Source organism: Bartonella sp. CR84HXZ, assembly GCF_042194535.1.
Taxonomy (GTDB): domain Bacteria; phylum Pseudomonadota; class Alphaproteobacteria; order Rhizobiales; family Rhizobiaceae; genus Bartonella; species Bartonella grahamii.
On the sequence record NZ_JBHIMY010000004.1, the window covers coordinates 33844 to 58961 of the forward strand.

17 protein-coding genes and 1 pseudogene are annotated in these 25118 nt (G+C 37.0%); 12 read left to right on the forward strand and 6 right to left on the reverse strand.

The annotated features are described in order from the left end of the window. Positions 1-12 precede the first annotated feature (12 nt). Complete coding sequence (locus tag ACFIKD_RS02910; protein WP_375647186.1) at positions 13-1434, reverse strand: coproporphyrinogen-III oxidase family protein; 1422 nt, start codon at positions 1432-1434, stop codon at positions 13-15. Between the two features lie 338 nt (positions 1435-1772). Here ACFIKD_RS02910 and ACFIKD_RS02915 point away from each other — a divergent pair, with 338 nt between their 5' ends. The 6 genes from ACFIKD_RS02915 (at position 1773) to edd (ending at position 10318) form a co-directional block, all read left to right on the forward strand. Further along, positions 1773-2468, forward strand: coding sequence for a hypothetical protein (locus ACFIKD_RS02915; RefSeq protein ID WP_375647188.1), 696 nt, complete (start codon positions 1773-1775; stop codon positions 2466-2468). A gap of 891 nt (positions 2469-3359) precedes the next feature. Further along, complete coding sequence (locus tag ACFIKD_RS02920; protein WP_375635802.1) at positions 3360-4787, forward strand: glutamine synthetase family protein; 1428 nt, start codon at positions 3360-3362, stop codon at positions 4785-4787. A gap of 11 nt (positions 4788-4798) precedes the next feature. Beyond that, on the forward strand, positions 4799-6082 hold the full coding sequence (locus ACFIKD_RS02925) for an NAD(P)/FAD-dependent oxidoreductase (RefSeq protein WP_375644610.1): 1284 nt from the start codon (positions 4799-4801) through the stop codon (positions 6080-6082). 120 nt (positions 6083-6202) lie between these two features. After that, positions 6203-7675, forward strand: coding sequence for a glucose-6-phosphate dehydrogenase (zwf, locus tag ACFIKD_RS02930; RefSeq protein WP_375647189.1), 1473 nt, complete (start codon positions 6203-6205; stop codon positions 7673-7675). Positions 7676-7685: 10 nt separating this feature from the next. Beyond that, complete coding sequence (pgl, locus tag ACFIKD_RS02935; RefSeq protein WP_012754781.1) at positions 7686-8438, forward strand: 6-phosphogluconolactonase; 753 nt, start codon at positions 7686-7688, stop codon at positions 8436-8438. Between the two features lie 56 nt (positions 8439-8494). Further along, a complete protein-coding gene (gene edd, locus ACFIKD_RS02940) occupies positions 8495-10318 on the forward strand; it encodes a phosphogluconate dehydratase (protein WP_375635800.1) in 1824 nt (607 codons plus the stop codon). 66 nt (positions 10319-10384) lie between these two features. Here the strand turns inward: edd and folD are convergent, their stop codons facing one another. Then, positions 10385-11284, reverse strand: a complete 900-nt coding sequence (gene folD / locus ACFIKD_RS02945) for a bifunctional methylenetetrahydrofolate dehydrogenase/methenyltetrahydrofolate cyclohydrolase FolD (protein WP_375647190.1) — start codon at positions 11282-11284, stop codon at positions 10385-10387. Between the two features lie 316 nt (positions 11285-11600). Between folD and ACFIKD_RS02950 the strand changes: the two genes are divergently transcribed. Continuing rightward, the gene (locus tag ACFIKD_RS02950; protein WP_375635798.1) at positions 11601-13481 is read left to right on the forward strand and encodes an AsmA family protein; all 1881 of its coding nucleotides are present in this window, start codon (positions 11601-11603) and stop codon (positions 13479-13481) included. 313 nt (positions 13482-13794) lie between these two features. Here ACFIKD_RS02950 and ACFIKD_RS02955 read toward each other — a convergent pair whose 3' ends face one another. Beyond that, positions 13795-13938 (reverse strand): hypothetical protein, encoded by a 144-nt coding sequence (locus ACFIKD_RS02955; protein ID WP_012754785.1) that lies wholly within the window; start codon positions 13936-13938, stop codon positions 13795-13797. A gap of 235 nt (positions 13939-14173) precedes the next feature. Here ACFIKD_RS02955 and ACFIKD_RS02960 point away from each other — a divergent pair, with 235 nt between their 5' ends. Together ACFIKD_RS02960 and ACFIKD_RS02965 are read left to right on the forward strand one after the other, a co-directional pair. Further along, a complete protein-coding gene (locus tag ACFIKD_RS02960; protein ID WP_375635797.1) occupies positions 14174-14917 on the forward strand; it encodes a 16S rRNA (uracil(1498)-N(3))-methyltransferase in 744 nt (247 codons plus the stop codon). A 68-nt stretch (positions 14918-14985) separates the two neighbouring features. Continuing rightward, the gene (locus ACFIKD_RS02965; RefSeq protein WP_375635796.1) at positions 14986-16359 is read left to right on the forward strand and encodes a glutamate--cysteine ligase; all 1374 of its coding nucleotides are present in this window, start codon (positions 14986-14988) and stop codon (positions 16357-16359) included. A 2453-nt stretch (positions 16360-18812) separates the two neighbouring features. Here ACFIKD_RS02965 and ACFIKD_RS02970 read toward each other — a convergent pair. After that, a pseudogene (locus ACFIKD_RS02970) lies at positions 18813-19992 on the reverse strand (type ISP restriction/modification enzyme); the annotation flags it as partial. 732 nt (positions 19993-20724) lie between these two features. Here ACFIKD_RS02970 and ACFIKD_RS02975 point away from each other — a divergent pair. Beyond that, positions 20725-22080 carry an L-cystine transporter gene (locus tag ACFIKD_RS02975; protein WP_012754788.1) on the forward strand — a complete coding sequence of 452 codons (1356 nt, stop codon included), beginning with the start codon at positions 20725-20727 and terminating at the stop codon, positions 22078-22080. Positions 22081-22087: 7 nt separating this feature from the next. On the opposite strand, the gene ACFIKD_RS02980 is transcribed toward ACFIKD_RS02975, so the two are convergent. Further along, on the reverse strand, positions 22088-22966 hold the full coding sequence (locus ACFIKD_RS02980; protein WP_375647192.1) for a methyltransferase: 879 nt from the start codon (positions 22964-22966) through the stop codon (positions 22088-22090). 197 nt (positions 22967-23163) lie between these two features. Between ACFIKD_RS02980 and ACFIKD_RS02985 the strand changes: the two genes are divergently transcribed. Then, a complete protein-coding gene (locus tag ACFIKD_RS02985; RefSeq protein WP_012754790.1) occupies positions 23164-23949 on the forward strand; it encodes a ComF family protein in 786 nt (261 codons plus the stop codon). A 47-nt stretch (positions 23950-23996) separates the two neighbouring features. Further along, positions 23997-24251, forward strand: a complete 255-nt coding sequence (gene grxC / locus ACFIKD_RS02990; RefSeq protein WP_273787883.1) for a glutaredoxin 3 — start codon at positions 23997-23999, stop codon at positions 24249-24251. Between the two features lie 20 nt (positions 24252-24271). Here the strand turns inward: grxC and ubiG are convergent, their stop codons facing one another. Next, positions 24272-25015 carry a bifunctional 2-polyprenyl-6-hydroxyphenol methylase/3-demethylubiquinol 3-O-methyltransferase UbiG gene (gene ubiG, locus ACFIKD_RS02995; RefSeq protein WP_375628238.1) on the reverse strand — a complete coding sequence of 248 codons (744 nt, stop codon included), beginning with the start codon at positions 25013-25015 and terminating at the stop codon, positions 24272-24274. Positions 25016-25118 lie beyond the last annotated feature (103 nt).

Genomic DNA, 25118 nt, shown 5'->3' on the forward strand with positions numbered 1-25118 from the left:
ATTCTTTTCTCCTTAAGATGCCACACAGGTTTCCGCTGGTCCATCAAGTACGGCGGTTGTATTCAGCATGTTTGAGACATAGCCGTCCAAGATATTCCTATCTGCCTGAGGTAGAAGAAAATACATAAGGTTGGAATACCATTGCCAACCACGCTGAGTCAGCTGGAGATTGTTATCACTTTCTGCGATGAGACCTGCACCTATGAGCTGTTGTAGGTTATTGTAAACGAAAGAGGGGAGTGCGGTCCAGTCAATTCTTTCTTTTTTGGCATAACCGTTATAAGGTAGCCGCATACACAAAGCCTTGGAGGCTTGTTGCTCCGCTGATACCCAATTGTAGTATACTTTGGATTTGCCTTTAAGTTGTATGTCGGTAATGTATCCGCTTCGACAGGGATTGGTTCGTGTGACGAGTGAGCCGAGAACCGACAGTGCTGACGCCCCGAAGCCAACCACATAATCGTCATGATAACCATGCAAATATTTGTGATAGCGGAAATAATTAGCTGAACTCGTTTTAGCGAGCGTTAGAGGAGTGTCATTGGCAATTTTGATATAGGAATGCCCATTACACGGCGCATAGCCGCAGCTGCGCATAACGATGTCGCTAAATAAGCGAAGCATCTGTCGATGCTGTAGGCTGGATGGCTTTAGCCCTTTTTGTGCGTAAGACTTATGCAGTTGCGACGTGATAGCCAGATTGTTGATTGCATAGAGGTTGATGGTTTCAGGATGAAGCTCGCTGGCTTGCTTCAAATCGTATAATAGTTCTTCGGCTTGCTGGCTGTGCATGCCATATAGTAGGTCGAAACCGACATGTCCAATGATCTCTTGTGACCAAGCCACGGTATTGTTGATTTGTTCACGTGTTGAGGTGAGGTTAAACAATGATCGGAAACGCTCAATGAAACTCTGTATACCGAAGCTGATCCGGTTAACGCCGATCTCACGGGCAGCATAAAGTTTATCACGTGTGACGCTCTTCGGTTCGCTTTCCGGTGTAAACTCGGTTAAGGAAGAGAGCTCAAATTCGCCATGCAATACTTTTCCGATGTGTCGGATATTATCTGCAGACAAAAGCGACGGTGTGCCGCCCCCTATATAGATGCTGCGGATGGGCCCTCTAAGCGAGCGAATGAAATTTCCTTTGGTTCTGATCTCTGTGGTAAGCGCTGACATATAAGATTCGATTTGCTTAACGTGCTTGTAGGCCCCTTTCTGAAAGGGACAGAAGGAACAGATGGTTTCGCAAAAGGGAATATGCAAATAAAGAGAAATGGTACGCGCTTGTGGAATCTGCTTACTTTGCGCTAGTTTATTAAAGTCTAGGTAATCGTAAAATTCATTTGAAATAGTGCGAAATAACGGATATGTGAAGTTGTAAATCGGCTTGAGTTGATCGAACTTCACAAAAGGATGATCCACAAGTTGCATAGCTTACCTCCCCCAATTTCTTAACTTGCACTACATTACTGACGGGCGACTGGTGACCCAATCACCCGAGTGTATTACCAAAGATTTTCACGGAACATAATGAATCCTCCTTTTGTAGAAGTTATATGTATTATACATATAACTTATTATATGAACAGGCTAGCTTGTTTAAGAGGCAATGTAAAGATAAAAATATAAAAAAACTTTCTCTTGCTGCCTTATGGTCTGATATTGTAATTGGTATCCTGTTTTACGTGGTCGGGCTATGAATGCCTAGGGCGAGAAAAAGCAGGGTATTTTAATGGACATGCGGGGCATCATTGTTATGTTGCTGGGACTTGGAATTTGCGTCTGGTTATGAAATGTCATTAGCGCAAAAAGATGGTTTTAAAGGTAGAGATATATTTTTTAATATCCCTGTAAAACTTCGAGAAGAGATAGAATTATCTATTAGAAAACATATAAATGTCCAGTGTGATAATATTATCGAATTACATGACATCATCGCTCTTGCCCGCCATTTTGACATATTGCCTAAAATCTCATTGAGATTGTGCCATGTACTGGCAAACGGGGATAGATCGCGTTTTGGTATGACTGCGGCGGAGTTACGTGCCGCATTATCTTTGCTAGAATCCAATAGGATTAGGCTTAATGGGGTGCCTTTGCATGTGGGCTCTCATTTGAATTCGACTGAGTTAATAGTATCCACCTTAACTAAGGCTAGAAAGGATATTTACGCATTGAAGGATCAAAAAAGTTTTATCAGTCTAGGCGGGGGATATCCGACTTCCACAGCGTTTTGCGATGCCGTGACGGTCAATGACGAATACCCTCGCAAAATTTATGAGGCATTATCACAATTGGGTTGTGATTTACATAAGCTTACGGTAATTATTGAACCTAGGCGTATTATATCTGAAGATTATGGTTATTTATTTTCAAATATTAGCTCTATAAAAGAGCAGAATGGTACGAACTTAATTACAATCTGGGCTCTGGGGATGTGTACTCAATCTACACAGTATCACTAGATCATAAGTCAAAGTATGTGAAAGCAACTGATACAAAAAAGATTTTACGATGGTGGAAGATCGACGATGAAGGACGTTAGTTCAAAGGAAATTGATATTATTGTGTTCTCATATCCTGATTTTTTGGCTTTTTAGATATAAATAACAAACCTCCTAGTGGGCTGGAGACTATCAAATGTTGGATCCCGCATGGCGCAATTAGCAAAAAATCCTATCTATTGGATTTGGTATGCTCTACTGTATTTTCAGCCCTAAATATTGTGTGCGAAGTGCAATGTCAAGCGGTGGGAATTGATATAAGTGCAGAGTCTATAAGTATCCGCTCAGAACAAGGTTGATAGCTCTATTATGCAGGGGATGGTTAAGTTTCATGTCGGAAATGCTAAGCGTATGTCTTGTCCTGAAAATACATTTACGCATATTACGGCGGGGTGAGTGTTTGTAAGCACTAGCTGTAAAGGCTACTCACCATCCTAGGGTGTTTACTTCTATGTGGATAACAATAGAGTTACAAAACTTGCTTCATATTAAAAGAAAAGTTTTTTTTCTTTTAATTAAGCATTACTACAATCAAAAGGAAATTAAATATCTCGCCTTTATTATTCTCGCCAATGTTTGCTTATATATGATTATTTGAATCGGAATTAGGTTACGTACAATATGGTATTTCTCGCTGTTTTATATAAGAAGAAGGTTCGCACCGATGTATCGCGTGCAATATCAACTTTTTCACTATGGTGATAGGATAGCTTGTTGAGCGTAAAGTTCTTTTACCTTGATAGATCTTATAGTATTCTTCAAAAATATCAGTTGATAATTTTTTTTCGTGTCGTTTATGCAGGGGCTGATACTATAAGAATAGAACTTGATTGTTTGTAAAGTTGGTATGTTATGGCTGTAAAAAATGGTAAACAAACGAAAAGTAAAAATTTTAAACCTGTCTCTCGTTTTCTCAAAAGTTTACGTGGTGTGCGCAATTGGGAACAAGTTTCACAATGGCTTGCTTTCCGTAAGGTAGAGGATATTGAATGTATTACGCCTGATCAAGCAGGGGTACCACGGGGCAAGATGATGCTTTCTAAAAAATTTACATCGGAAACATCATTGGCATTGCCTTCAGCAGTTTTTATGGCAACAATTTCAGGGGATTATCCTGAAGATGGTCATGGTTTTGAATATCCTAAAGCAGATGGTGATTTACGCCTTGAGCCTGATCTTTCTACGTTAAGCATTGTTCCATGGGAAGATGCTCCCACAGCACAGGTGATTTGTGATCTTGTGTATCAAAATGGTCAGGTTGTGGATTACACACCACGCAATGTTTTACGAACGGTAGTTCATTTTTACACAAAAATGGGTTTAAGCCCTGTTGTTTCACCAGAAATTGAGTTTTATTTGGTACAAAAAAATCCCGATCCTGATTATCCGTTAGTTCCACCGGTTGGTCGTTCTGGGCGTTCAATTGGTGGTGGACAGGGGTATTCCATTGCCGGTGTGAATGAATTTGATGATTTGATTGATGATATTTATCATTTTTCAGAGGCACAAGGATTGGAAATTGATACCCTCATTCATGAAGAAGGAGCAGGTCAGTTTGAAATCAATTTACGTCATGGTGATCCTATTGAATTAGCGGATCAAGTTTTTATGTTTAAACGAACAATTCGTGAAGCTGCACTAAAACATAATATGTATGCAACTTTTATGGCAAAACCCATTCAAGGGCAGCCGGGTTCTGCTATGCATATTCACCAATCGGTTGTTGATAAGAAAACCGGTATGAATATTTTTACACAGGAAAATGGTGAAGAAAGTATCTGTTTTCGCCATTTTATTGGTGGATTGCAAAAACATATGCCAGGGGTACTTGTGATGCTTGCGCCTTATGTGAATTCTTATCGACGTCTTGTCCCTGATAATTCGGCTCCTGTTAATTTGAGATGGGGATATGATAATCGTACTACAGCTTTTCGAGTTCCCCGTTCTGCTCCTCAAGCGCGGCGTGTTGAGAATAGACTTCCTTCATCAGATGCGAATCCCTATTTAGCCCTTGCAGCTTCTCTAGCGTGTGGTCTTATTGGTTTGCAACAAAAAATTGAGCCGGATGAGCCAGCAACAAATAATGTAAACGCTGATAATATTGAGTTACCGCGTGGACTCATTGAGGCAGTCAATTTGTTTGAACAAGATACAGCGATACGTGCTATTTTAGGGGATGTGTTTGTCAGTACTTATGCTGCAATCAAACGACAAGAGTTTGAAACTTTCATGGAAGTAATTAGTCCGTGGGAGCGTGAATATCTTCTGCTGAATGTTTAAATTTTATGACGATGATTGATTATAATTCAATTTCTCCAGGAATTTCTTGGTATGAAGATACTTTAAAAGAACGTCCCTCTTATCCTTCTTTTTGTGAAAACAGACAGTGTGATGTGGTCATTATTGGAGGCGGATTTACGGGTCTGTCGGCTGCTTATCATTTAGTCAAGGCTGGAGTAGATGTTGTTTTATTTGAAGCATCACGTTTTGGTGATGGTGCTTCAGGGCGCAATGGTGGACAGCTGGGAACAGGGCAACGGCAATGGGTAGAAACATTAGAAAAAAAGTATGGTTTTGAGCGAAGTAAGGCTCTGTTTGATTTAGCAGAAGAAGCTAAAAGAGATATTTTATCTTTATGCGCGATGCCTAATTGTTCGTGTGATTTGATAGGAGGACAGCTTTCTGTGACACATAAAAGGCGTGAGCTTCTCTCTTATCAACGGCATATTGAGGTGATGCAGCGTTATGGCTATCATGCGCTTACTTTTATGGATAGGGCAGAAACATCTAGGCGACTTGGATCGTCTTTTTATTGTGGTGGTATTTATGATGCGGATACCGGCCATATAAATCCCTTAAAATTGATTATTGGATTGGCAAAAAAAGCTAAAGATGTTGGTGCTAAGCTTTATGAGAAGTCACAAGTAACGACCGTAAGGCGCACGGGAGCCCATTGGAAAGTGATAACAGAAAAAGGCAGTGTAACAGCAGAGCATGTGTTACTTGCAACAAATGGGTATAAACTTGGTCTGGAGCGTTTTATTGAAAAAAATATTGTTTCTATTCGTTCTTATATTGGAGCAACGGACCCATTACCAAAGCACAGTTCAATTCTCGCAGGCGGGGAATCGGTTGATGATTCCCGTTTTATGGTTCGCTATTTTCGCAAAAGCGTTGATAATCGTCTCTTATTTGGTGGCGTAGAAAGTTATGATAATAAACATCCTTTAAATTTAGATGAACGTATAAAACGGCAAATTGCTGAAGTTTATCCTCAATTACACTCTATCAATTTAAGCCATTGTTGGGGAGCAACGGTTGCCATTACAGTTGAGCGCATGCCCTATGTTCGACAACTTTTCTCAAGGATGACTTATTGTGGTGGTTATTCAGGGCATGGCGTTATGCTGGCTCCTTTCATAGGAAAATTATACGCAGAATGGTTGACTGGAAAATATGAACGTTTTTCCTATTTCCAAGACTTGAAGATTTCATCTTTTCCGGGGGGAAGAGTTTTGCGTTATCCGCTTATATTTTTAGCAATGCGTTGGTTTTCTTTAATGGATCGTTTTTGATGGAAACATTGCTTGAAATGAAGCAAATTAATGGCTTCTTTAGTATCTGTTTGCTTTAATGAGCGAAGCTTTTATAAGTGATATGGGATTTCATAATCGAATAGAAAAATAAACAAGTTCATGGTGCATAAAATTATTCCAGTTTCTTCTTTTGATTGTATTGTTTTTGGTGGCAATGGTGATTTGGCGTCGCGCAAGCTTTTGCCGGCTTTGTATCATTGTCAGTGTGTTGGTCAATTCAGTGAGCCAACACGTATTATTGGGGCTTCCCGCACTCCCTTAAGTCATGAAGAATATCAAAATTTTGTCCGCACTTCTTTAGAAAAACATATCCATCCAAAAGATCTCAATTCAACAGAACTCAATCGTTTTCTTGCACGTTTAAGCTATGTTTCTGTTGATGCTTCCTCAAATCGAGGGTGGGAGGATTTAGCTCTCCTTCTGTCACGAGATTCAGCGAATATTCGAGCTTTTTATTTGGCTGTTAGTTCGTCACTTTTTGCTGATATTGCGATGAAGTTGGGAAAAAATGATTTGGTGACACCACAAACACGGATTATCATTGAAAAACCAATTGGTTGCGATGTAAAAACAGCTGTTTCACTTAATGATGCATTTGCAAGCGTCTTTAATGAAGAGCAGATCTTTCGTATTGATCATTATCTTGGGAAGGAAACTGTTCAAAATTTAATGGCATTGCGGTTTGCTAATACACTTTATGAACCGCTATGGAACTCCAACTATATTGATCATGTTCAAATAACCGTTGCTGAATCTTTAGGGTTAGAGGGGCGTACAGAATATTATGAAAGCACTGGTGCTCTACGGGATATGGTCCAAAACCATATGCTGCAATTACTTTGTTTGGTTGCGATGGAAATACCATTTACCAACAGTGCTAATGCTGTGCGCGATGAAAAACTTAAAATTTTACATTCTTTAACACCGCTTGATGTACATAATGTAGGACAGCATACTGTACGTGGGCAGTATCTTTCTGGTCTATCAAATGGTATATCTGTAGAGTCTTATTTCGATGATCTGGGAAGAGTGAGTAAGAGTGAAACATTTGTAGCGCTTAAGGTTAAGATTGATAACTGGCGTTGGGCTAATACGCCTTTTTATTTACGAACAGGTAAGCGCATGTTCACGCGAATGTCTGAAATTGTTGTGGTTTTTAAACCTATTCCTCATAATATTTTTAATGTGGATTTAGATGAAATTTTTTCTAATCGGCTTGTGATTCGTCTCCAACCTGATGAGGGTGTGAAACAATGGTTGATGATTAAGGATCCAAGTTACGGCGGTATGCGGTTTCGTCACATTCCATTAGATATGAGTTTTGCTTCCGCATTTTCTGAACGTAATCCTGATGCTTATGAACGTTTATTAATGGATGTTATTCGTGGAGATCAAACGCTGTTTATGCGTCGTGATGAAGTTGAGGCTGCTTGGCGTTGGATTGATCCAATCATTAAGGGATGGGAAGCAATAAAACAGCCTTTTCACAGTTATAGCGCTGGTTCGTGGGGGCCATCTGCTTCAACGATTCTCATGGAACGTGATGGGCGTATATGGAACAATTTAGTTTAGAGCAATAAGTATGTATAGAATGAATATTGACCGTTTAGATTTTGAAACCCCTCAGACTTTAGCCTTGGCATTAGCAGATCGAGTAGCCGCAGAACTTAGTGTATCTGTTCTTGAGCGTAAGAGAGCAGTTTTAGCGGTGTCTGGTGGTAAAACACCAGAATTGTTTTTTCATTATTTGTCAAAAGCGGATATTGATTGGCAAAATATCATTATCACTTTGGTCGATGAACGTTTCGTTCCTACACACGATGAACGTTCAAATGAGCATATGGTACGGTGTCATTTGTTACAAAATTTTGCCGAAAAAGCACGTTTTGTAGGGCTTTATCATAAAGCGATTACTGCTGAACTTGCTGCTTTTTCAGCGGCGAGTCGTATTAATACTTTGCCTAAACCCTTTGATGTTGTTGTTTTAGGAATGGGGGGTGATGGACATACGGCTTCTTTTTTTCCTGATGCTGATCGTTTAAAGCAAGCGCTTGATCTGCGAACACAAGCACTTGTTTTGCCCCTTCATGCTAAGAGTGCTGTTGAGCCAAGACTCTCACTAACTTTGCCAGTTATTATGCAGTCTCGTTGTATTATTCTCCATATCGAAGGTTTTCAGAAACGCGATTGTTTTGAAAAAGCTTGTCAAGATGGATCTGAAATAGAAATGCCTATTCGGGCAGTTTTGCGTAATTCCCCTCATCTTGTGCAGGTTTATTGGTCGCCTGCAGATAATGAAATAAGTGAATTAGAATATGAGAGACAAGGTGAATAAAAACGTAATCTCTCTCAATGAATGAGGGGAAGCAACAATGAAAGAGGGAGGGGAATATGGCACTTTCCAAGACAATTGCCACAGTTACACGAAGGATTTATGAACGTTCTCGATCAACACGAGAAATTTACTTAGATCGTATTACGAAAGCACAAGTTCATCGCCCCAAACGAAGTTTTTTAGGATGTGCCAATCAGGCTCATGGTTTTGCTGCTTGTGGTGCAATAGATAAAGAGCGTTTGAAGGGAAATATCGTTGGGAATATTGGCATTATCACGGCATATAACGATTTACTTTCAGCTCATCAACCTTTTGAAAAATTTCCTCACTTAATTAAAGAGTCGGCCCGTATGGTTGGTGGTGTTGCACAGGTTGCAGGTGGTGTTCCCGCGATGTGCGATGGTGTTACGCAGGGAAATGCGGGGATGGAGCTTTCCCTTTTTTCGCGTGAAGTAATTGCAATGGCGACAGCTATAAGCTTATCACACGATGTCTTTGATGCAGCATTGTATCTTGGGGTGTGTGATAAAATTGTACCAGGTTTATTGATTGGTGCACTAACATTTGGTCATTTACCAGGAATTTTTATACCAGCTGGTCCTATGACAAGTGGTCAAGGTAATGATGAAAAAGCGAAGATACGTCAACTTTACGCGGAAAATAAAATAGATCGCCAAACACTTCTAGCATCAGAAGCACGTTCTTATCATGGACCAGGAACATGTACATTTTATGGAACAGCTAACTCTAATCAGGTGATACTGGAGATGATGGGGCTTCATATGCCGGGAGCTTCTTTTGTTAATGCGAATACACCGTTGCGTGATGCTTTAACAAAAGAAGCCACGAAACGTGTACTTGAAATGACAGATCTTGGTGATCATTATAGGCCACTTGGTATGATCATTGATGAGCGTTCTTTTGTAAATGCCATTGTAGGATTAAATGCAACAGGAGGTTCTACCAATCATACGATTCATTTGATTGCTATAGCTGCTGTTTGCGGTATTAAATTGACATGGCATGATATTGCAGAAATTTCATCCGCTGTGCCTCTTTTAGCGCGCATTTATCCTAATGGTTTAGCGGATATCAATCATTTTTATGCTGCTGGGGGGATGGGATTTATTATTCGCGAGCTTATCGAGGCAGGTTTAGTACATGAAGATGTTTCTACGGTTTTTGGTAAAGATCTCACTGCTTATGCAATTGAAGCAAAGCTTTCTGCTGATGGTCATGTGGTGCGTGAAGCGGCTCTCAAGGAAAGTGGTGATCATAAGGTGTTAGCAGGGTGGAGAAAGCCATTTCAGCCTGACGGTGGTCTTCGTGTTTTATCGGGAGATTTGGGAACAGCTATTATAAAAGTTTCCTCTGTTAAACCAGAGTATTGGCAGATTAAAGCACCAGTCTTTGTTTTTAATGATCAAGAGGAACTACAAAAATCTTTTAAATCTGGAGTGTTGTATGATAAAGATTTTATCGCTGTCATTCGCTATCAAGGACCAAAAGCCAATGGTATGCCAGAGCTTCATAAATTAACGACCATTTTAGGCGTTTTACAAGATCGCGGTCAAAAGGTAGCATTGATAACCGATGGGCGTATGTCAGGGGCGTCAGGAAAAATTCCTGCTGCCATTCATGTGACACCGGAAGCAATGGATAATGGCCCCATTGCACGTTTGCAGGATGGTGATATTGTTTTTCTTGATGCTCATGAGGGTAAACTAACTCTTTTGGAGGATTTAGCAAAATTTAACGCGCGAAAAATCATACCTCCTGATCTTTCAAAAAACGAACATGGTGTTGGACGCGAACTTTTTCATGTTTTTCGTCAATCCGTTAATCGTGCAGATCAAGGGGCATCTGTTTTTATGACATGAAAAATGCAAAAATAAACAAGCTTAATCATGTACAATAAAACCATATACAAGGAATTGTTACAATTCTTAGAATTTTGGTATAGGCAGATTGTGTGATCGCGCGGCGGCTTTGAGTGTATTAACCATAAGCATGGCAATTGTCATTGGTCCAACGCCTCCTGGAACAGGGGTAATCGCAGCAGCTTTTTCTTTTACGTTTTCAAAATCGACATCACCAACAAGACGTGTTTTCCCTACACCTTTTTCTGGTGCAGCAACGCGGTTAATACCAACATCAATAACAATTGCACCATTTTTTATCCAGTCTTTTTTAATCATTTGTGGGCGGCCTACAGCTGCGACTAAAATATCAGCGCTTCGACACACATCATCAAGGTCACGGGTACGACTATGGGCAATTGTCACAGTGGCATTGGCTGCTGTTAAAAGGGCAGCCATAGGTTTTCCAACAATATTAGAGCGTCCAACAACGACAGCATCAAGTCCAGATAAATCTTGCCCACAGTGTCGTTCAATCATCATCATGGCACCAGCTGGTGTGCAGGGAATAATCGCATCTTCAAGTGCATTTGCCGCGAGTTTTCCTACATTAATATAATGAAAACCATCAACATCTTTTTGGAAAGCAACGGCTTGTGTTATGCGATTTGTATTCATATGAGCAGGGAGAGGCAACTGTACCAAAATACCATGAATTTTTGGATCAGAATTTAATGTTGCAATAAGTTGAAGGAGTTCTTTTTCTTGCGTTTCTTTAGAAACGACATGTTTGATTGAAAGAAACCCACATTCTTCGGCTTTTTTATTTTTTGAGGTGACATATACTTGACTTGCGGGATCATCTCCAACGATAATAACAGCGATACTAGGTTGTATATTATAGTGATGGCGGAGATTTATTGTTTCGGCCTTAACTTTCGCAATAATCTCTTCAGCAAGTTTTTTTCCATCGATAATATTATTCATTCAGAGATCCTTTCGGTAAGGCTGTTTGTTTTTTTGTAAAGCATTTTCTAATAATACGATAGAGTTTTATAGCAATATTCATGTGAGAACAGTAAGAATGGTTTTATAATGTTGTGGATTTATAGTTTTGAAGACTTTTAAATAATTGCTTTATAAAGAAGCAGCAACATTGCTGTTTGAATAAATTTTGGATAAAGAACAAAAATAATGAAGATACAAAGTGGATATAGTGAATTATAGGGTTATAAAAACTTTTTATAATCATTTAAGTTTGTTTTTAATCTGTTATAGGGGGGGATAAATATAGAGGGATATTGTGCGCATCAGAATAATAAAATTTTTGAGCGGAATTTTTATTACAATTATCTTTTTATTTGGAGTGGGGATTCTCGTTTTACCTTATCTTATCTCTACAGATGCGATTCGTATTCGTTTAGCGCAGGATTTGAGTGTATGGACCGGTTACAATGTGCAATTGCGTGATCCACCGCGGTTACATCTTTTTCCTTATCCTAAAGCATTTCTTTCTGGCGTTACTTTAACATCAAAAATGGATGATGTTGCGCCATTAATGGAAGCTGAATCAATAGAAGTTGATCTTTCTGTCGTCGATCTTCTTTGGGGACATGTTTCTTTTTCAGAGACGCGGATTATGCGTCCTCAATTTGTTATGGAAAAGCCTGTTAAAACAATAGCAGATTTTTTTGATCGGTTTTCTCGCTCACAAGGTGCATTAGGGTTGGCAATACGCAATACGCGTGAAATATTAAAACATAATCCTGAACATCCAGAGATAGAGCACCTTTTAAAACAACCTTTTGGGCGGATTGTCATTAAAAATGGTGTTCTTGTGTATCACGATAGTTTTTCGGGGATGGCAGAAAAAATAACAGGATTAAATGCGACTTTACATTGGCCGGAATCGACTCAGGAAGTACGGTTACGTGCAGATGCGCGTTGGCGCGGAGAATTTACAAAGTTATCAATTGATGCTTCTCAAGCATTGCTGCTTCTTGCAGGAGGAAAAAGTCATATTAGGGCAAGTCTCAATTCTGTACGTGGGGGAATAACTTTTACAGGAAAGGCTCGGTTATCTGAATATTATATTTTTGACGGAAAAGTATCGATGCGTTCTCCGGGATGGAATCAGACATTGTCTTGGGTTGGTGGAAATCAGTTTTGGGGACATAAATTTAAAATACCCATTGTATGGGAATCTCATTTTTTAGCGCAGCCAATGCATATTCAAATGAACAATGTTACATTTACGATGGGGAAAGCCAATGCGCGAGGAGCTTTAAAACTCGATTTTCAAGATTATGTACCAAATGTTATGGGCTCGTTAGCCTTTGATAACCTAGATCTTAGCCTCTTGGGTTCAATGTTTTTTTCAGGTAAAAAGAAAAATTCCTTCTTTGATATGACAATTTTTGATCGTATTGGCGTGGATATACGACTTTCTGCGCCACAAGCTAAAATAGGAAATATTTCCCTCACAAATTTAGCTGCTGCAATACAAATAAGAAATGGGCATGGTATTTTTGATCTTGGACATGCGAATATTTTTGGTGGATCCGTGCAAAGTAATATTGAAGTTACGCCAGCTGGACAGAAAGTGCGTATAGGAGGAAATATTTCAGGTGCTTCTATTGATATGCAGGAGACTTTAGAAACCTTGGGATTGATTCCATTTATACAAAGCAAAACGAATTTTACTGCAACGATACGAACACTTGCTGATTCTTGGCGAGAAATTTTTACGCAAATGCAGGGTGAATTAACACTGAAGATGTCTTCTGGTCGGCTCTTAGGATATGATTTGAATGAATTACAAACAAGACTTTTAAATAAACAACAATTTCTTTTAATGACTAATGATACTTTTTCAACAACATTTGATCACTGGGATATTCAGACAAGCTTTTCAGAAGGTATGATGAAGGTGACAGAGTCATTAATGCGTACAGCAGACTTGAGCTTATCCATTCAAGGAACCGTTGCAACTGATATCGCGCAAGGGAAGCAGAATGAATTGATATTACAGGCACAACTACGCAAAAACTATAGATCAGAAACTTTATGTAAAGATGTCCAATGTCTCGCTAATAGCCTTGCATGGCCTTTTACATTTTCTCTACGCTCTAAAGGGCAAAACCATGGTAATTTTTGGGTTACAAAAGACATTGACGCAGATTGAGAATTGTTTTTTATCTATATAGCACTCTATCTTATAATAGTAATTCGTCTTTTTGCAACTTAAAATTGTCTTTTAATTTAAATCAGAGGTCCCACTCTATCGGAAGATTTTCTCATTTTAAATCCGTTCGTGGTGAAGCAGTAAAAATCGTTCTCTCCGTCATAAGTGTGGTTGATATAGATAAATGATTGAAGAGAGGAATAAAAATCCTTCTTATGGAATCTTTCAAATACAAGAAATTCATAATATTGATGCAAATCTTATAAAAGTTTCTAAAAAACATTAAATTTTTAAGGGGGATGTCGGCCAGTGCTTACTGAATCCCAGAAGAAATACCATAACCATCTTTGGTAATTGTATGCTTCCCATCTGCTCCAACAGAACCAATTCCCACTGTAATCAAAATAAAGGCTAAGAGGGTTGTAATCGTAATAATTGTAGCTTTTTTAGCAGACATATTTTTCCTCCACGGATGCATCAATGACTGAATGCAAAGATGAATGGTGCATTATTTAAACTTTTATGAAAGTAGAATCACTTAAGGATCTATAAGTTCCTATTATTATCTCATAAAGCTAAAAAAACTCTATATTTCTTTAATATATTATAGTTCTATAGATATAATTTTTTCTTTTTGCTATATATTTTTCTTTATTTTTTCGATGACGATAGTGAGCATTGGCAAAATTTTTATGCGCATAAATTATAAACTTAAAAGATTATTTATACGACAGACATTGGCTTTGAATGAAGAAATAAAGATAGAGGGGGCACAAGCTTCTTATCTTGTGCACGTTCTGCGTATGAAAGAAGGAGCAGAAATTTTACTTTTTAATGGACAGGATGGTGAGTGGCTTGCTAAACTTATCATTGTTAAGAAAAAATTTGTTGTGGTTCAACTTATCCATCAAGAAAGATTACAAACGACGCATTCCAATCTTATTTATTGCTTTGCTCCACTCAAAAACGCTCGGTTGGATTATATGGTGCAGAAAGCTGTTGAAATGGGGGTATCGACTTTGCAGCCTGTTATAACGCATCATACGCAGGTTACGCGTATCAATATGGCGCGTATGGAAGCCAATGTTATTGAAGCTTCTGAACAGTGTGGCATTTTATCTCTCCCTGAATGCGTATCTGCTCTATCATTAGCAGAACTTTTAGTACGGTGGGATGAGACACAGCCTTTATTTTTTTGTGATGAAGAGCATAAATCGCATAATCCATTACCTTCTTTTAAAAAGCGTGACGTTACAACACCTGGTATTCTTATTGGACCAGAAGGTGGCTTTAGTGAAGAAGAGCGGAGCTTTTTAAAAAAACATCCTTTTGTAGTTCCAATATCATTAGGTCCGCGTATTTTACGCGCTGACACTGCCGCTGTTGCTGCTTTGGCTCTTCTTAATGCTACCGTGGGGGATTGGGCAATGGATTGAGAAATCTGTAAAATCATTCTAAACAGTTCATTTAAGATGATGATACCAATGATAGGATACGATAAGTTATGGCGCTTGATATAACTGATGAAAGTGAAATTTATAACTTAGATTCCTTGGTTAGCTATTTCCAAGGGGGGTATAAAGCAGAAGATGATTGGCGTATCGGTACAGAACATGAAAAGTTTCCGTTTTATAAAGATGGTTTTCACCCTGTTCCTTATGAAGGAGAGAGGGGAATCCAAGCGCTTTTAGAGAGGATGCAAAGCGCCTTAGGATGGAAACCTATTTTAGATGAAGAGAATATTATTGGGCTTGTAGGATCAGTTGATCAGGGAGCCATTTCTTTGGAACCTGGAGGACAATTTGAATTATCTGGTGCACCATTAAAATCAGTAGGCCATACATATCACGAGTTGATGGAGCATTTAACTCTTCTCAAAAAAATTGCAGAACCATTGGGTATAGGTTTTCTAGGTCTTGGAGCTAGTCCAAAGTGGACTTTAGCTGAAACGCCGCGAATGCCTAAATCACGTTATCAGATTATGACTGATTATATGCCTAAAGTGGGGCATAATGGTCTTAATATGATGTATCGCACATCAACAGTTCAGGTTAATCTTGATTTTTCATCTGAAAGTGATATGCGGCGAAAAATGCAAGTATCTATGAAGTTACAGTCCATTGCAACAGCATTATTTGCAAGTTCACCTTTTACAGAAGGACGCCCAAATGGCTTTTTGTCGTGGCGTTCTGAAATTTGGCGTAATACGGATAATCAGAGGACAGGCGTTCTTCCCTTTATATTTTCTGAGCGTTTTGGTTTTGCTGATTATGTTGAATGGGCTCTTGATGTTCCAATGTATTTTGTTGTGCGTGATGGTCGTTATTATGATTGTACACATATAACATTTCGTCAGTTTATGAATGGAGCATTAAAAGGACAAGTTGCAAATTCAATTCCAAACATGGGAGATTGGATTAATCACTTATCAACGTTATTTCCTGAAGTCCGCTTAAAAAGATTTTTAGAAATGAGAGGAGCTGATTGCGGTTCTTGGAAGCGCATTTGTGCGTTGTCGGCTTTTTGGGTCGGGCTTCTTTATGATAGGGAAGCACTTAATGAGGCAGAAGCTTTGACAAAAGATTGGTGTTTTGAAGAAGTTTTAGATGTGCGCCAACGCGTTCCTAAAGAAGGGTTAAAAACTCCTTTTCGTCAAACTATTCTTTTAGAGTTAGCACGACAAGCTCTTGCTATTGCCCGCAAAGGCTTAAAAAATCGCAAACAGTATGATACGAATGGTTTTGATGAAACAAATTTTCTTAATCCTTTAGAAGAGGTTGTTGCAATGGGACAAACAGATGCTGAAAAATTTTTGTCTTATTACTATTCTATTTGGAATGAATCTGTAGAACCTTTATTTTTAGAATGTGCCTATTAAATTTGAAGAAAAGAGACTTCCTACTTTTTAAAAAATGCATATCACCGTGGTGGCTCATTCACTCATTTGCTCTAGAGAGCATACCCTGCCTTTCTTTTAACATTTCTCATAAAGGGTACAATACAAAAATCTCTTGGGCAGTGTGATTTTTATACCCAATAATATCACGATATTTCCGTAATCTTAATGTTGTACCTTTGTGCTAAAGATAGCTCATAAAAGATATACTTAAGCTTATTATCAAACATTTTTTATTCACATAGCTCATCCCACTTATGAATAGGTCTGAAAATAATATTTTTCACTTTTAAAAGGGATAAAAAATATAATTTGCGTTTAATAGTCCGTTATTATAATTCAATGTACGATGCTTATATGAAAGAGCATTTTATTATACAAAAATTACGATATCAATCGTTCAGTAAGCTAAAAAGACAGTAGAAAAAATGCCGATAGATCTGTGTATGTATAACTCAAATTTATTTTTATATAAAAAAGAAATATATTATGTAAAGAGATAGAAATAGAGATTATAATATATAGAATTAAGGTGTTAATTACATCATTAAATATTAATAAATTGAATTTTTATGCATGAGAAAAACAGCATTTGAGATATTTTTCTTTACAGTTATTATTCTCACTCCATGTATTTGATTATATTATATCAATATGTGTTATTCTGTTGTTACAAGAGTAAAGTATGGAATAAAAATAAAAAATTTCAGTTTTTGCAGAGACGGGCAACAAAAACTTTTTTGTTAGCTAAACATATCTAGTGCGCTTTTAAATTTTTCTTCTTCCATTTTTTAGTAGCTAGATCTCAAGGGGATTCTTATACCTTTTTGTACCATTATACGATATAGTTATACAGTCAGCATGAAGGCAATAGATGTATTTCTAAAACGGGTAGGAAAATTACAGGGTATCATTTTCTCTATACAGATAATTTATTCTTTTGCTATTTCCTTTTTGTAGCGATATTCTGAATTTCTATAGTTGTTATTTTAGGTATGACTGATAAAGTTCGTTGTACGGATTCAGATCATTCACTTTGGTATATCCAAGTGATATTAATACAGCAAACAAAATGATCAATAGAGAAGATAAAACAATAAATGTTACGGTACGTTTCATGAGTGATTTAACTCCTTATCTTCGATAAATAGGCCGGTATTGAATAGGGTCTATTACGACGGTTGATATCATTTAATTTGGTTATATCAATGGTATATGTGATATTTTTGTTGGTATTGTGTTTCAAATTATATTGAATGATATGTAGATTACGAGTGGCGTTGCATTTCCCATAAAAGGGTATTGTATGGCATAGCTACACCCGACAAAGTACTCATATACTAACAAAAGCATAAAAGACAATCAGTATTTTAAAGGTATGGAAAAGGCTTTTTCGTAACATATAAACTAATATATCTATAATTTATGTAACACGATACGTATTTATTGTAAATAAATATTTTACAATTTTATATTTTTTAAATATATTATGTGTAAATATTGTTTATATGCTTATTACTTGATTGTTTTTTATTATGTCTTTTAAAGATATATTGTGGAATTTATTAAACAATTGCGTTATTTATTATCTATAACATTAATAATATTTATAAACGCTCTCATCATGCGTATTTTTAGCTTTATAACGTATCAGTTTTTTACTAAATGATTTTAATGATTTTTGTAGATTTTGTTTATAAGGGGCTCTAATTTGAACAACTTTAATAGGCACCGCGCTCTTTATAACCAACGCGTTCATTTGCATTGTGATTATGAAAACTTGCTTTTTTTCACGCATGCTCTATAGCTATTATATTTTTATAGTCATGGCACCATTTTTCATTTTCATAAGATAAATGATAAAGATGATAATGCGCTTTATTGCCTTTTATAAAAACATCTAAAGAGAGACTGATAATTATAGAGGTCAGCAAACTCCCTTTTAATAGACTTTTGTCATTTTTGTCAGTTTTCTGTCAGTAAATTGAACCGACAAAATAGATCATTTTAGTGAGTGATTAAATCTTATGAAAAGCATGTGATTCTTTAAAGCCATTTCAAAAGATAGGTTCTAGTCATAAAAAATGCTATTAAGACCATTATGGTTATTAGTTTTGAGATTTTTGAAGATTTTTAGGATTTTAGACACCTTCAAAATCTATAAGTAAAATGAATACATAAAGCTCTTTTTCAACAGAGTTTTTCAAAACAATAAAGCTATCATTTTAGATTACGATATAATCTTTTAAAAGCAATCCAAATAACAGTGTTTAAAAGTGCAAAGCTTCTTTTTTAGAATAATGCATGATAAGCTATCCTTTTAAGATTGTAGGTAATAAACTTAATAAGATGATTAAAGTTATAGACTGCCGTTTTAAAGCAATACACAAGAGACCTTTATGAGGTGTGTTAACCTCATAAGTCTATTCGGTTTCTCACACTTCTAATTTTGGTAGTTTCTTAATAATTTTCATTGTTTCTAAATTTATAGTATGATCCTTTGAAACAACTCTAATGGATAAGCAGGGTTACTAATGGTTCCAAGAGCATAGCGATTGGCATCATTAACAATGCCACTCTTTTTATCTGTCTTTACACATTGACGCTCCATAACCCATTCAAGAGTGGGGTTGCCATTAACGATATACTCATAAGCTTCAAGAAGGATGTCTGTCATGATGATATTGCTGTTGTAAATAAAGTAGATTTATCCTTTTCCTTACTATTTTTAATTTTTGCGAATTTCATTTCTGTCACGTAATAAAACTTTTCGGGATTAGAGATGTCAGTCAGTTTTGGATTACCCTTTTTTAAAGGTCACAAGATAAGGCTCCACACTTTCATAATTCATGTGCAAGTGATCAAATTCACACTCTGTTGTCCACAATATCCAGAAATCTTCAGCGCTTTTTACACAAGGGATACGAGGCAATTCTTTGCATAAATTTTTCATAAATTATGAGCATAGCGAGTACGGTAATCTTTTGAATGCAATAATCCGTAAGCGTAATAGAATAGATCATCTTTAGTTATGGTCTCACTAGGATAAGCAGCTTAAAATGCGCTAATCCTTTATCAGTGATGGCATCACGCCTCTGTAAACCAGATGTTTTTCTTTCCTTTATTGAATTTGTAAACAAATGGGATTGTTTCTCATCATGATCAGTTATAGAAGATTCAACATTTTTATAAAGATACCGTGGAAAGCATTGGCCTGTATCTATTGCATCTAGATTAGGTAAATTCTTAGCTATTAACACAGAAAAACCGCTTCGTGCTCCTATGCTTGTAATTTCTATGACTCTATTTTCTACTGCTTGCCCCATAGGGAATACATGTGGTATCTGATAAACTCCGTCATTGAAGATACGATTATAATAAAGCCATAGTCGTGTAAAAGAACGATACGAACTTTGCATGAGGCATGTCTTTTCAAATTCAAAAACCCTTCCTCTTATTAGTTCTTGCTTAACATTATAACTACAACTTTATATCTAAAGTGATAAAATTATCTACGGCACGTACACGTGTTGTTCGATCAGCATATAGATATGTATCGTTAAAACGTTTTACTGCGCTATTATAAAAAGCAATCATATTATTTATATTTTCTGCCCAAGCTCCGTCCTCCAATGTTGCGACAGCTCTTGCATTAAGACGTTTCATAAGAGGTATTTCTACACCTTTCTTATACATTTTTTATCCACACGCCAGCTCTGCTTGTGACGTGCAAGAAAATGATTTTGATTGATTCAAGATAAACAGGTTTGAAATGAGAGAATCTTACGTTATTCGGGACTCTCATTTAATATGCAAAATAGTAAATTATTTATTATAAATCAATGTATTGTCGTTCAATAGGCATTGTGGCTTTTAAAGTCTTTTTTATGACTATAAAAAAAATTCGAAAAATAAAAAAGCGTTCATTGAAAGCAAAGAAAGAATCTATGAAAGGTATTTTCTAGAAAAATCATGAATGTTCGATTGTTAATTCATCCTTTCTTGAAAAGCTCGCTTCAGTTCAAATAGCAAAAGAGAGAGGTAAGGATATTGATAGGATAAGATATGCTGGAATTGTTCGGTATTAAGATGCAATGAATGTTGTTTATATTTCTCTTTTTTAACTATTTTATGAGAGCATAAATTTAAAGAATAGGAACATAATTTTATTTATTTTCTTTAAACAGTTATTAGTAGATAAAAAATTCTCTTTTAATCTATAAATTAAAAAAATAATGATTTTGTAAAAGCCTGGTAAGCTTTATGTTAATTTTAAATATCATGCATTGATTTTGAATTATGCAGATTATTGACGTCAATCATAACAATAGTAAGTGAGCATAGACAATGACATTTAATTTTTTCGTCAATTTATTTCTATTTGTTATTTTTTTATTGTTTGTTTCTCAAAGTAAGAGAATGCAATGGAGTCTTTCACTACGTGTTATGCTAGGGCTTATCCTTGGCTTGATTTTTGGAAGTGTTTTGCAGTTTATTTATGGAGAGGGTGAAAGCACTTTATTGAAATCCGTTGAATGGTTTAACATTGTTGGTGAGGGCTATATCTTATTGTTGCAAATGATTGTTATGCCACTGGTTTTTATCTCTATTGTTTCAGCAGTTGCTCATTTACATTCTGTTTATGCTGTTGGAAAGATGAGTATAATAACAATTTCAATATTGCTTTTTACAACGGCTCTTTCAGCATTGGTTGGTGTTCTTGTGATTAATTTTTTTGGATTAACAGCCGATGGTTTAGTGCATGAAGGGCAAAATGTTTCTGCTATTCTTGAAGGTCATATTTCTAAACTTGGAGATATGAATATACCAAAGATGATTTTGTCTATGATTCCTAAAAATCCATTTGCTGAGTTGAGTGGAGCTAAACGTACGTCAATTATCAGTGTTGTTATTTTTGCGTCATTTTTAGGTGCAGCGGTTCTTCTTTTAAAGAAAGATGAGCCAGAAAAAGGAGAAAAAGCGCTTTTATTTATTCAAGTGGGACAAGCTTGGATTATGCGGTTAGTCCGTATTGTGATTGCTTTGACGCCTTATGGTATTTTTGCACTTATGACGAAAGTAGGAGCAATATCGCGTATTGCAGATATTTTAAATTTACTGGTTTTTGTCATTGCCTCTTATGTCGGTATTATTTTAATTTTTGGAATTCATGGTGTATTGCTTGGTATTTCTGGAGTTAATCCCTTTCGTTTTTTCAAAAAGGTTTTACCTGTTTTAACATTTGCTTTTAGCAGTCGTTCAAGTGCTGCAAGTATTCCTTTGAATATTGAAGCGCAAACACAGTGGATAGGTGTACCACAACCCATTGCGAGTTTTGCAGCTTCTTTTGGGGCAACAATTGGACAAAATGGTTGTGCTGGTCTTTATCCAGCGATGCTTGCGACCATGATTGCACCATCTATGGGTATTAACCCTCTTGATCCTACTTGGATTGCTACGCTTATTGGGGTTGTGACATTGAGTTCTATTGGTGTTGCTGGTGTGGGGGGAGGCGCTATTTTCGCTGCATTGATTGTGTTACCAATTATGGGGCTTCCTGTTACTTTGGTTGCTGTACTTATCTCTATCGAACCGCTAATTGATATGGGACGGACCGCTCTAAACGTGAGCGATTCAATGATAGCTGGAACGATCACCAGTCAAATGTTACAGACAACAGATAAAAGTATTTTTAAAAAATGATTTTAGGTTATGTTTTTTGGGGTTGTAAAATATCTGTAAGAGATATTTGCGCTGAACCAGGTTGTAAGGGTTTTTGTTGATTGGGATGAGGAGCCCAACCAGAGAGCCAGATGAAAGAAAAATGTGCACGAATACGTCCATCAGGATCACTAAATCGTTGTGCATAGATTTCAGCTGCGCGGAGAAAAAAACGTTTGGATACAGGGCGTCGTGAACGATTGATGAGTGCATTTTGCATTCCCATAGCTTTAAGATCGTGCATAAGATCAAACATTGTATTATAACGTATTGTGATATCTTCAACGTCTGCTACAGGCAGGGCAAAGCCAACACGCTGTAAAAGAGCGCCTGCATCACGAATGTCGGCAAAAGGATAGATCCTAGGGCTTGCTCCACCATAAATTTCACTTTCAGCTTGCAGAAGGCTTTCGCGCAATTCTCTTAATGTACCAGCTCCTGCCATAACAGCAAGAAATAAGCCATCTGGTTTAAGGGTGTTTTTTATCTGGCTTAGAACACCAGGGGTATCATTGGTCAATTGTAATGAAAGAAGTGAAACAATAAGGTCACAGTAACTTTGAGGTAAATCAAGAAATTCCCGATGACGTAAATGAAATTTTTTATCATGGCTTTGATAAAGCGTATTGGTCTCAATACGTTCTATGGAACAAACTTTTCCAGATTTCATTAAAGCTTGCGCAGCAAGGTCTGTATGGCTGTGTAAATCGAGAGCTAATGTAAAGAGGCGATCAACAGTGCTAAGACGTTTATAGAGATCTTCTGCCATGTGAGAGAGTAAAAAGTCGTATCCTTTTTTTGCTTTTTGAAAGGCACGTTTTCGGAATTGTTCAATGCGGTTATGATCAAAAATTAAAGGATGCGACATATTGTGGAACACTTTCGATCTATGAAAGAATATATTTTGAAAAGGTTCATTATTTGTGCAAGCTCTGTCAAGTTTATAATATAAAAGAAAAATAAATTTATAGAAGGTAAGAATTTTTAAAGGAATTAAAATTATAAATTGAGGAAATACAAAGGAACTTTTGTTCTGAGGGAAACTTGTAAAAGCCTAAATTTATAATGTTGTATTTTCGAGAAGCGGCGTTAAGTAGTGGGGATATACTAAGTAAGTTCATTGAACGCTTGAAAACGGTGCTTTATCCACCAATTTGTCCTGGATGTAAGCAAAATGTTTCTACTTATGGCACGATTTGCTCCGAATGTTGGAAAGACCTTCAATTTATCACTAAACCTTATTGTCCTGTTATGGGGACTCCCTTTGTTTGTGATATGGGGGATGGTTTTCTCAGTGGTGAAGCGCTTCGTAATTCTCATCCTTTTTCACGTGTCCGTTCTGCTATTGTTCATAAAGGGCTTGCACGAGCTTTAGTAACGCGCTTAAAATATGGTGATCATATAGAATTGGCATCATTTATGGCCAACTGGATGATGTTTGCTGGACGCGAGGTTATTGATGATTGTGATGTTATTATTCCCATTCCATTGCATTTTCGTCGTTTTTGGGAGAGACGTTATAATCAATCTGCTGAGCTTGCGCGTTATATTGCAGCATCACAAAAAAAGCTTTTAAAACCGAGTTGGCTTGTTCGTTGTCGGCATACCCGTCCGCAGGTTAGTCTTTCTTCGAGAGAGAGAAAACTTAACGTAAAAAATGCTTTTAAGGTTTCGCATAAGGTTAAAAAATATCTCAAAGGATGTTCTGTTTTGCTGATTGATGATGTATTTACAACAGGTGCAACAGTTACAGCAGCAGCTGCTGCATTAAAATATGCAGGTGCGCGACAGGTTGATGTGCTAACATTTTCGCGTGTTCTCAAAGAAGATTCTATTTTTCCCTCCTCGTAAGAGGAATTTAAAGTGAATATTATTAAAAAATATTGGAGGATAATACTATGAAAGAGATAATAATTTATACACGCCCTAACTGCCCTTATTGCACAAAAGCACGTGATTTGCTTAATAAAAAAGGCGTAAAGTATACAGATATTGATGCTTCCACATCCCTTCGCCAAGAAATGGTACAGCGTGCAAATGGACGTAATACATTTCCACAAATTTTTATAGGTGATTATCACGTTGGCGGTTGTGATGATCTTTATGCTTTAGAGGCTGAGGGAAAGCTCAATTCTTTATTACAAGGCGTATAATATTTGTAAATTACATATCCTTAAGACCGTTTTGCTAGAAGGAGATAGTTAACGCTCATGTCTTTTGAGCGATTCCAGCTGTCGTTTAATGGGTTATAAGTAATCCCTATCTCATCAATGATAGTTAGGGCGTTTTTTGATAAGAAATTTTTAAGTTCTAGAGGTTTTAGGAATTTTTTATAATCATGTGTTCCTTTAGGAAGCCAACGTAGAATATATTCAGCGCCTACAATAGCAAGCCCCCATGATTTCCACGTGCGGTTGAGTGTTGAGACAAACATTAACCCTTGTGGTTTCAACATTTTTGCTGTAGCTGCTATGAAGAGATTAACATCAGCGACATGTTCAACAACTTCCATATTAAGGATGATATCAAATTTTTCTCCTTCATTGGCAAGAGCTTCTGCTGTCATCGTGCGGTAATCAATGGAAAGATCATTTTGAGCTGCATGGGTTTTTGCGACTTCAATATTTGTTTGTGCAGCATCAACGCCTACGACCATAGCGCCAAGACGTGCCATTGGTTCACATAACAAGCCTCCTCCACAGCCAATATCAAGAATTTTCAAATTATCAAAGGGCGTAAATGAACAAGGGTCACGATTAAACTCTAAACAGATTTTTTCTCTGATGTAAGCAAGGCGTGTTGGGTTAAATTGGTGAAGAGGTCGAAATTTTCCTTGTGGATTCCACCATTCTGTAGCAATACGTGAAAAATGATCAATTTCACTTTGATCAATAGTTGTTTGTGTTTCATCTATCATGTTGCCTGCCTTTTATTTTTAATGATCAAGTCCAGTAGATTTTATACAAAGTCAAGAGAAATTAATATAATCATAATGAAACTTGCACAAATGATAGATATTC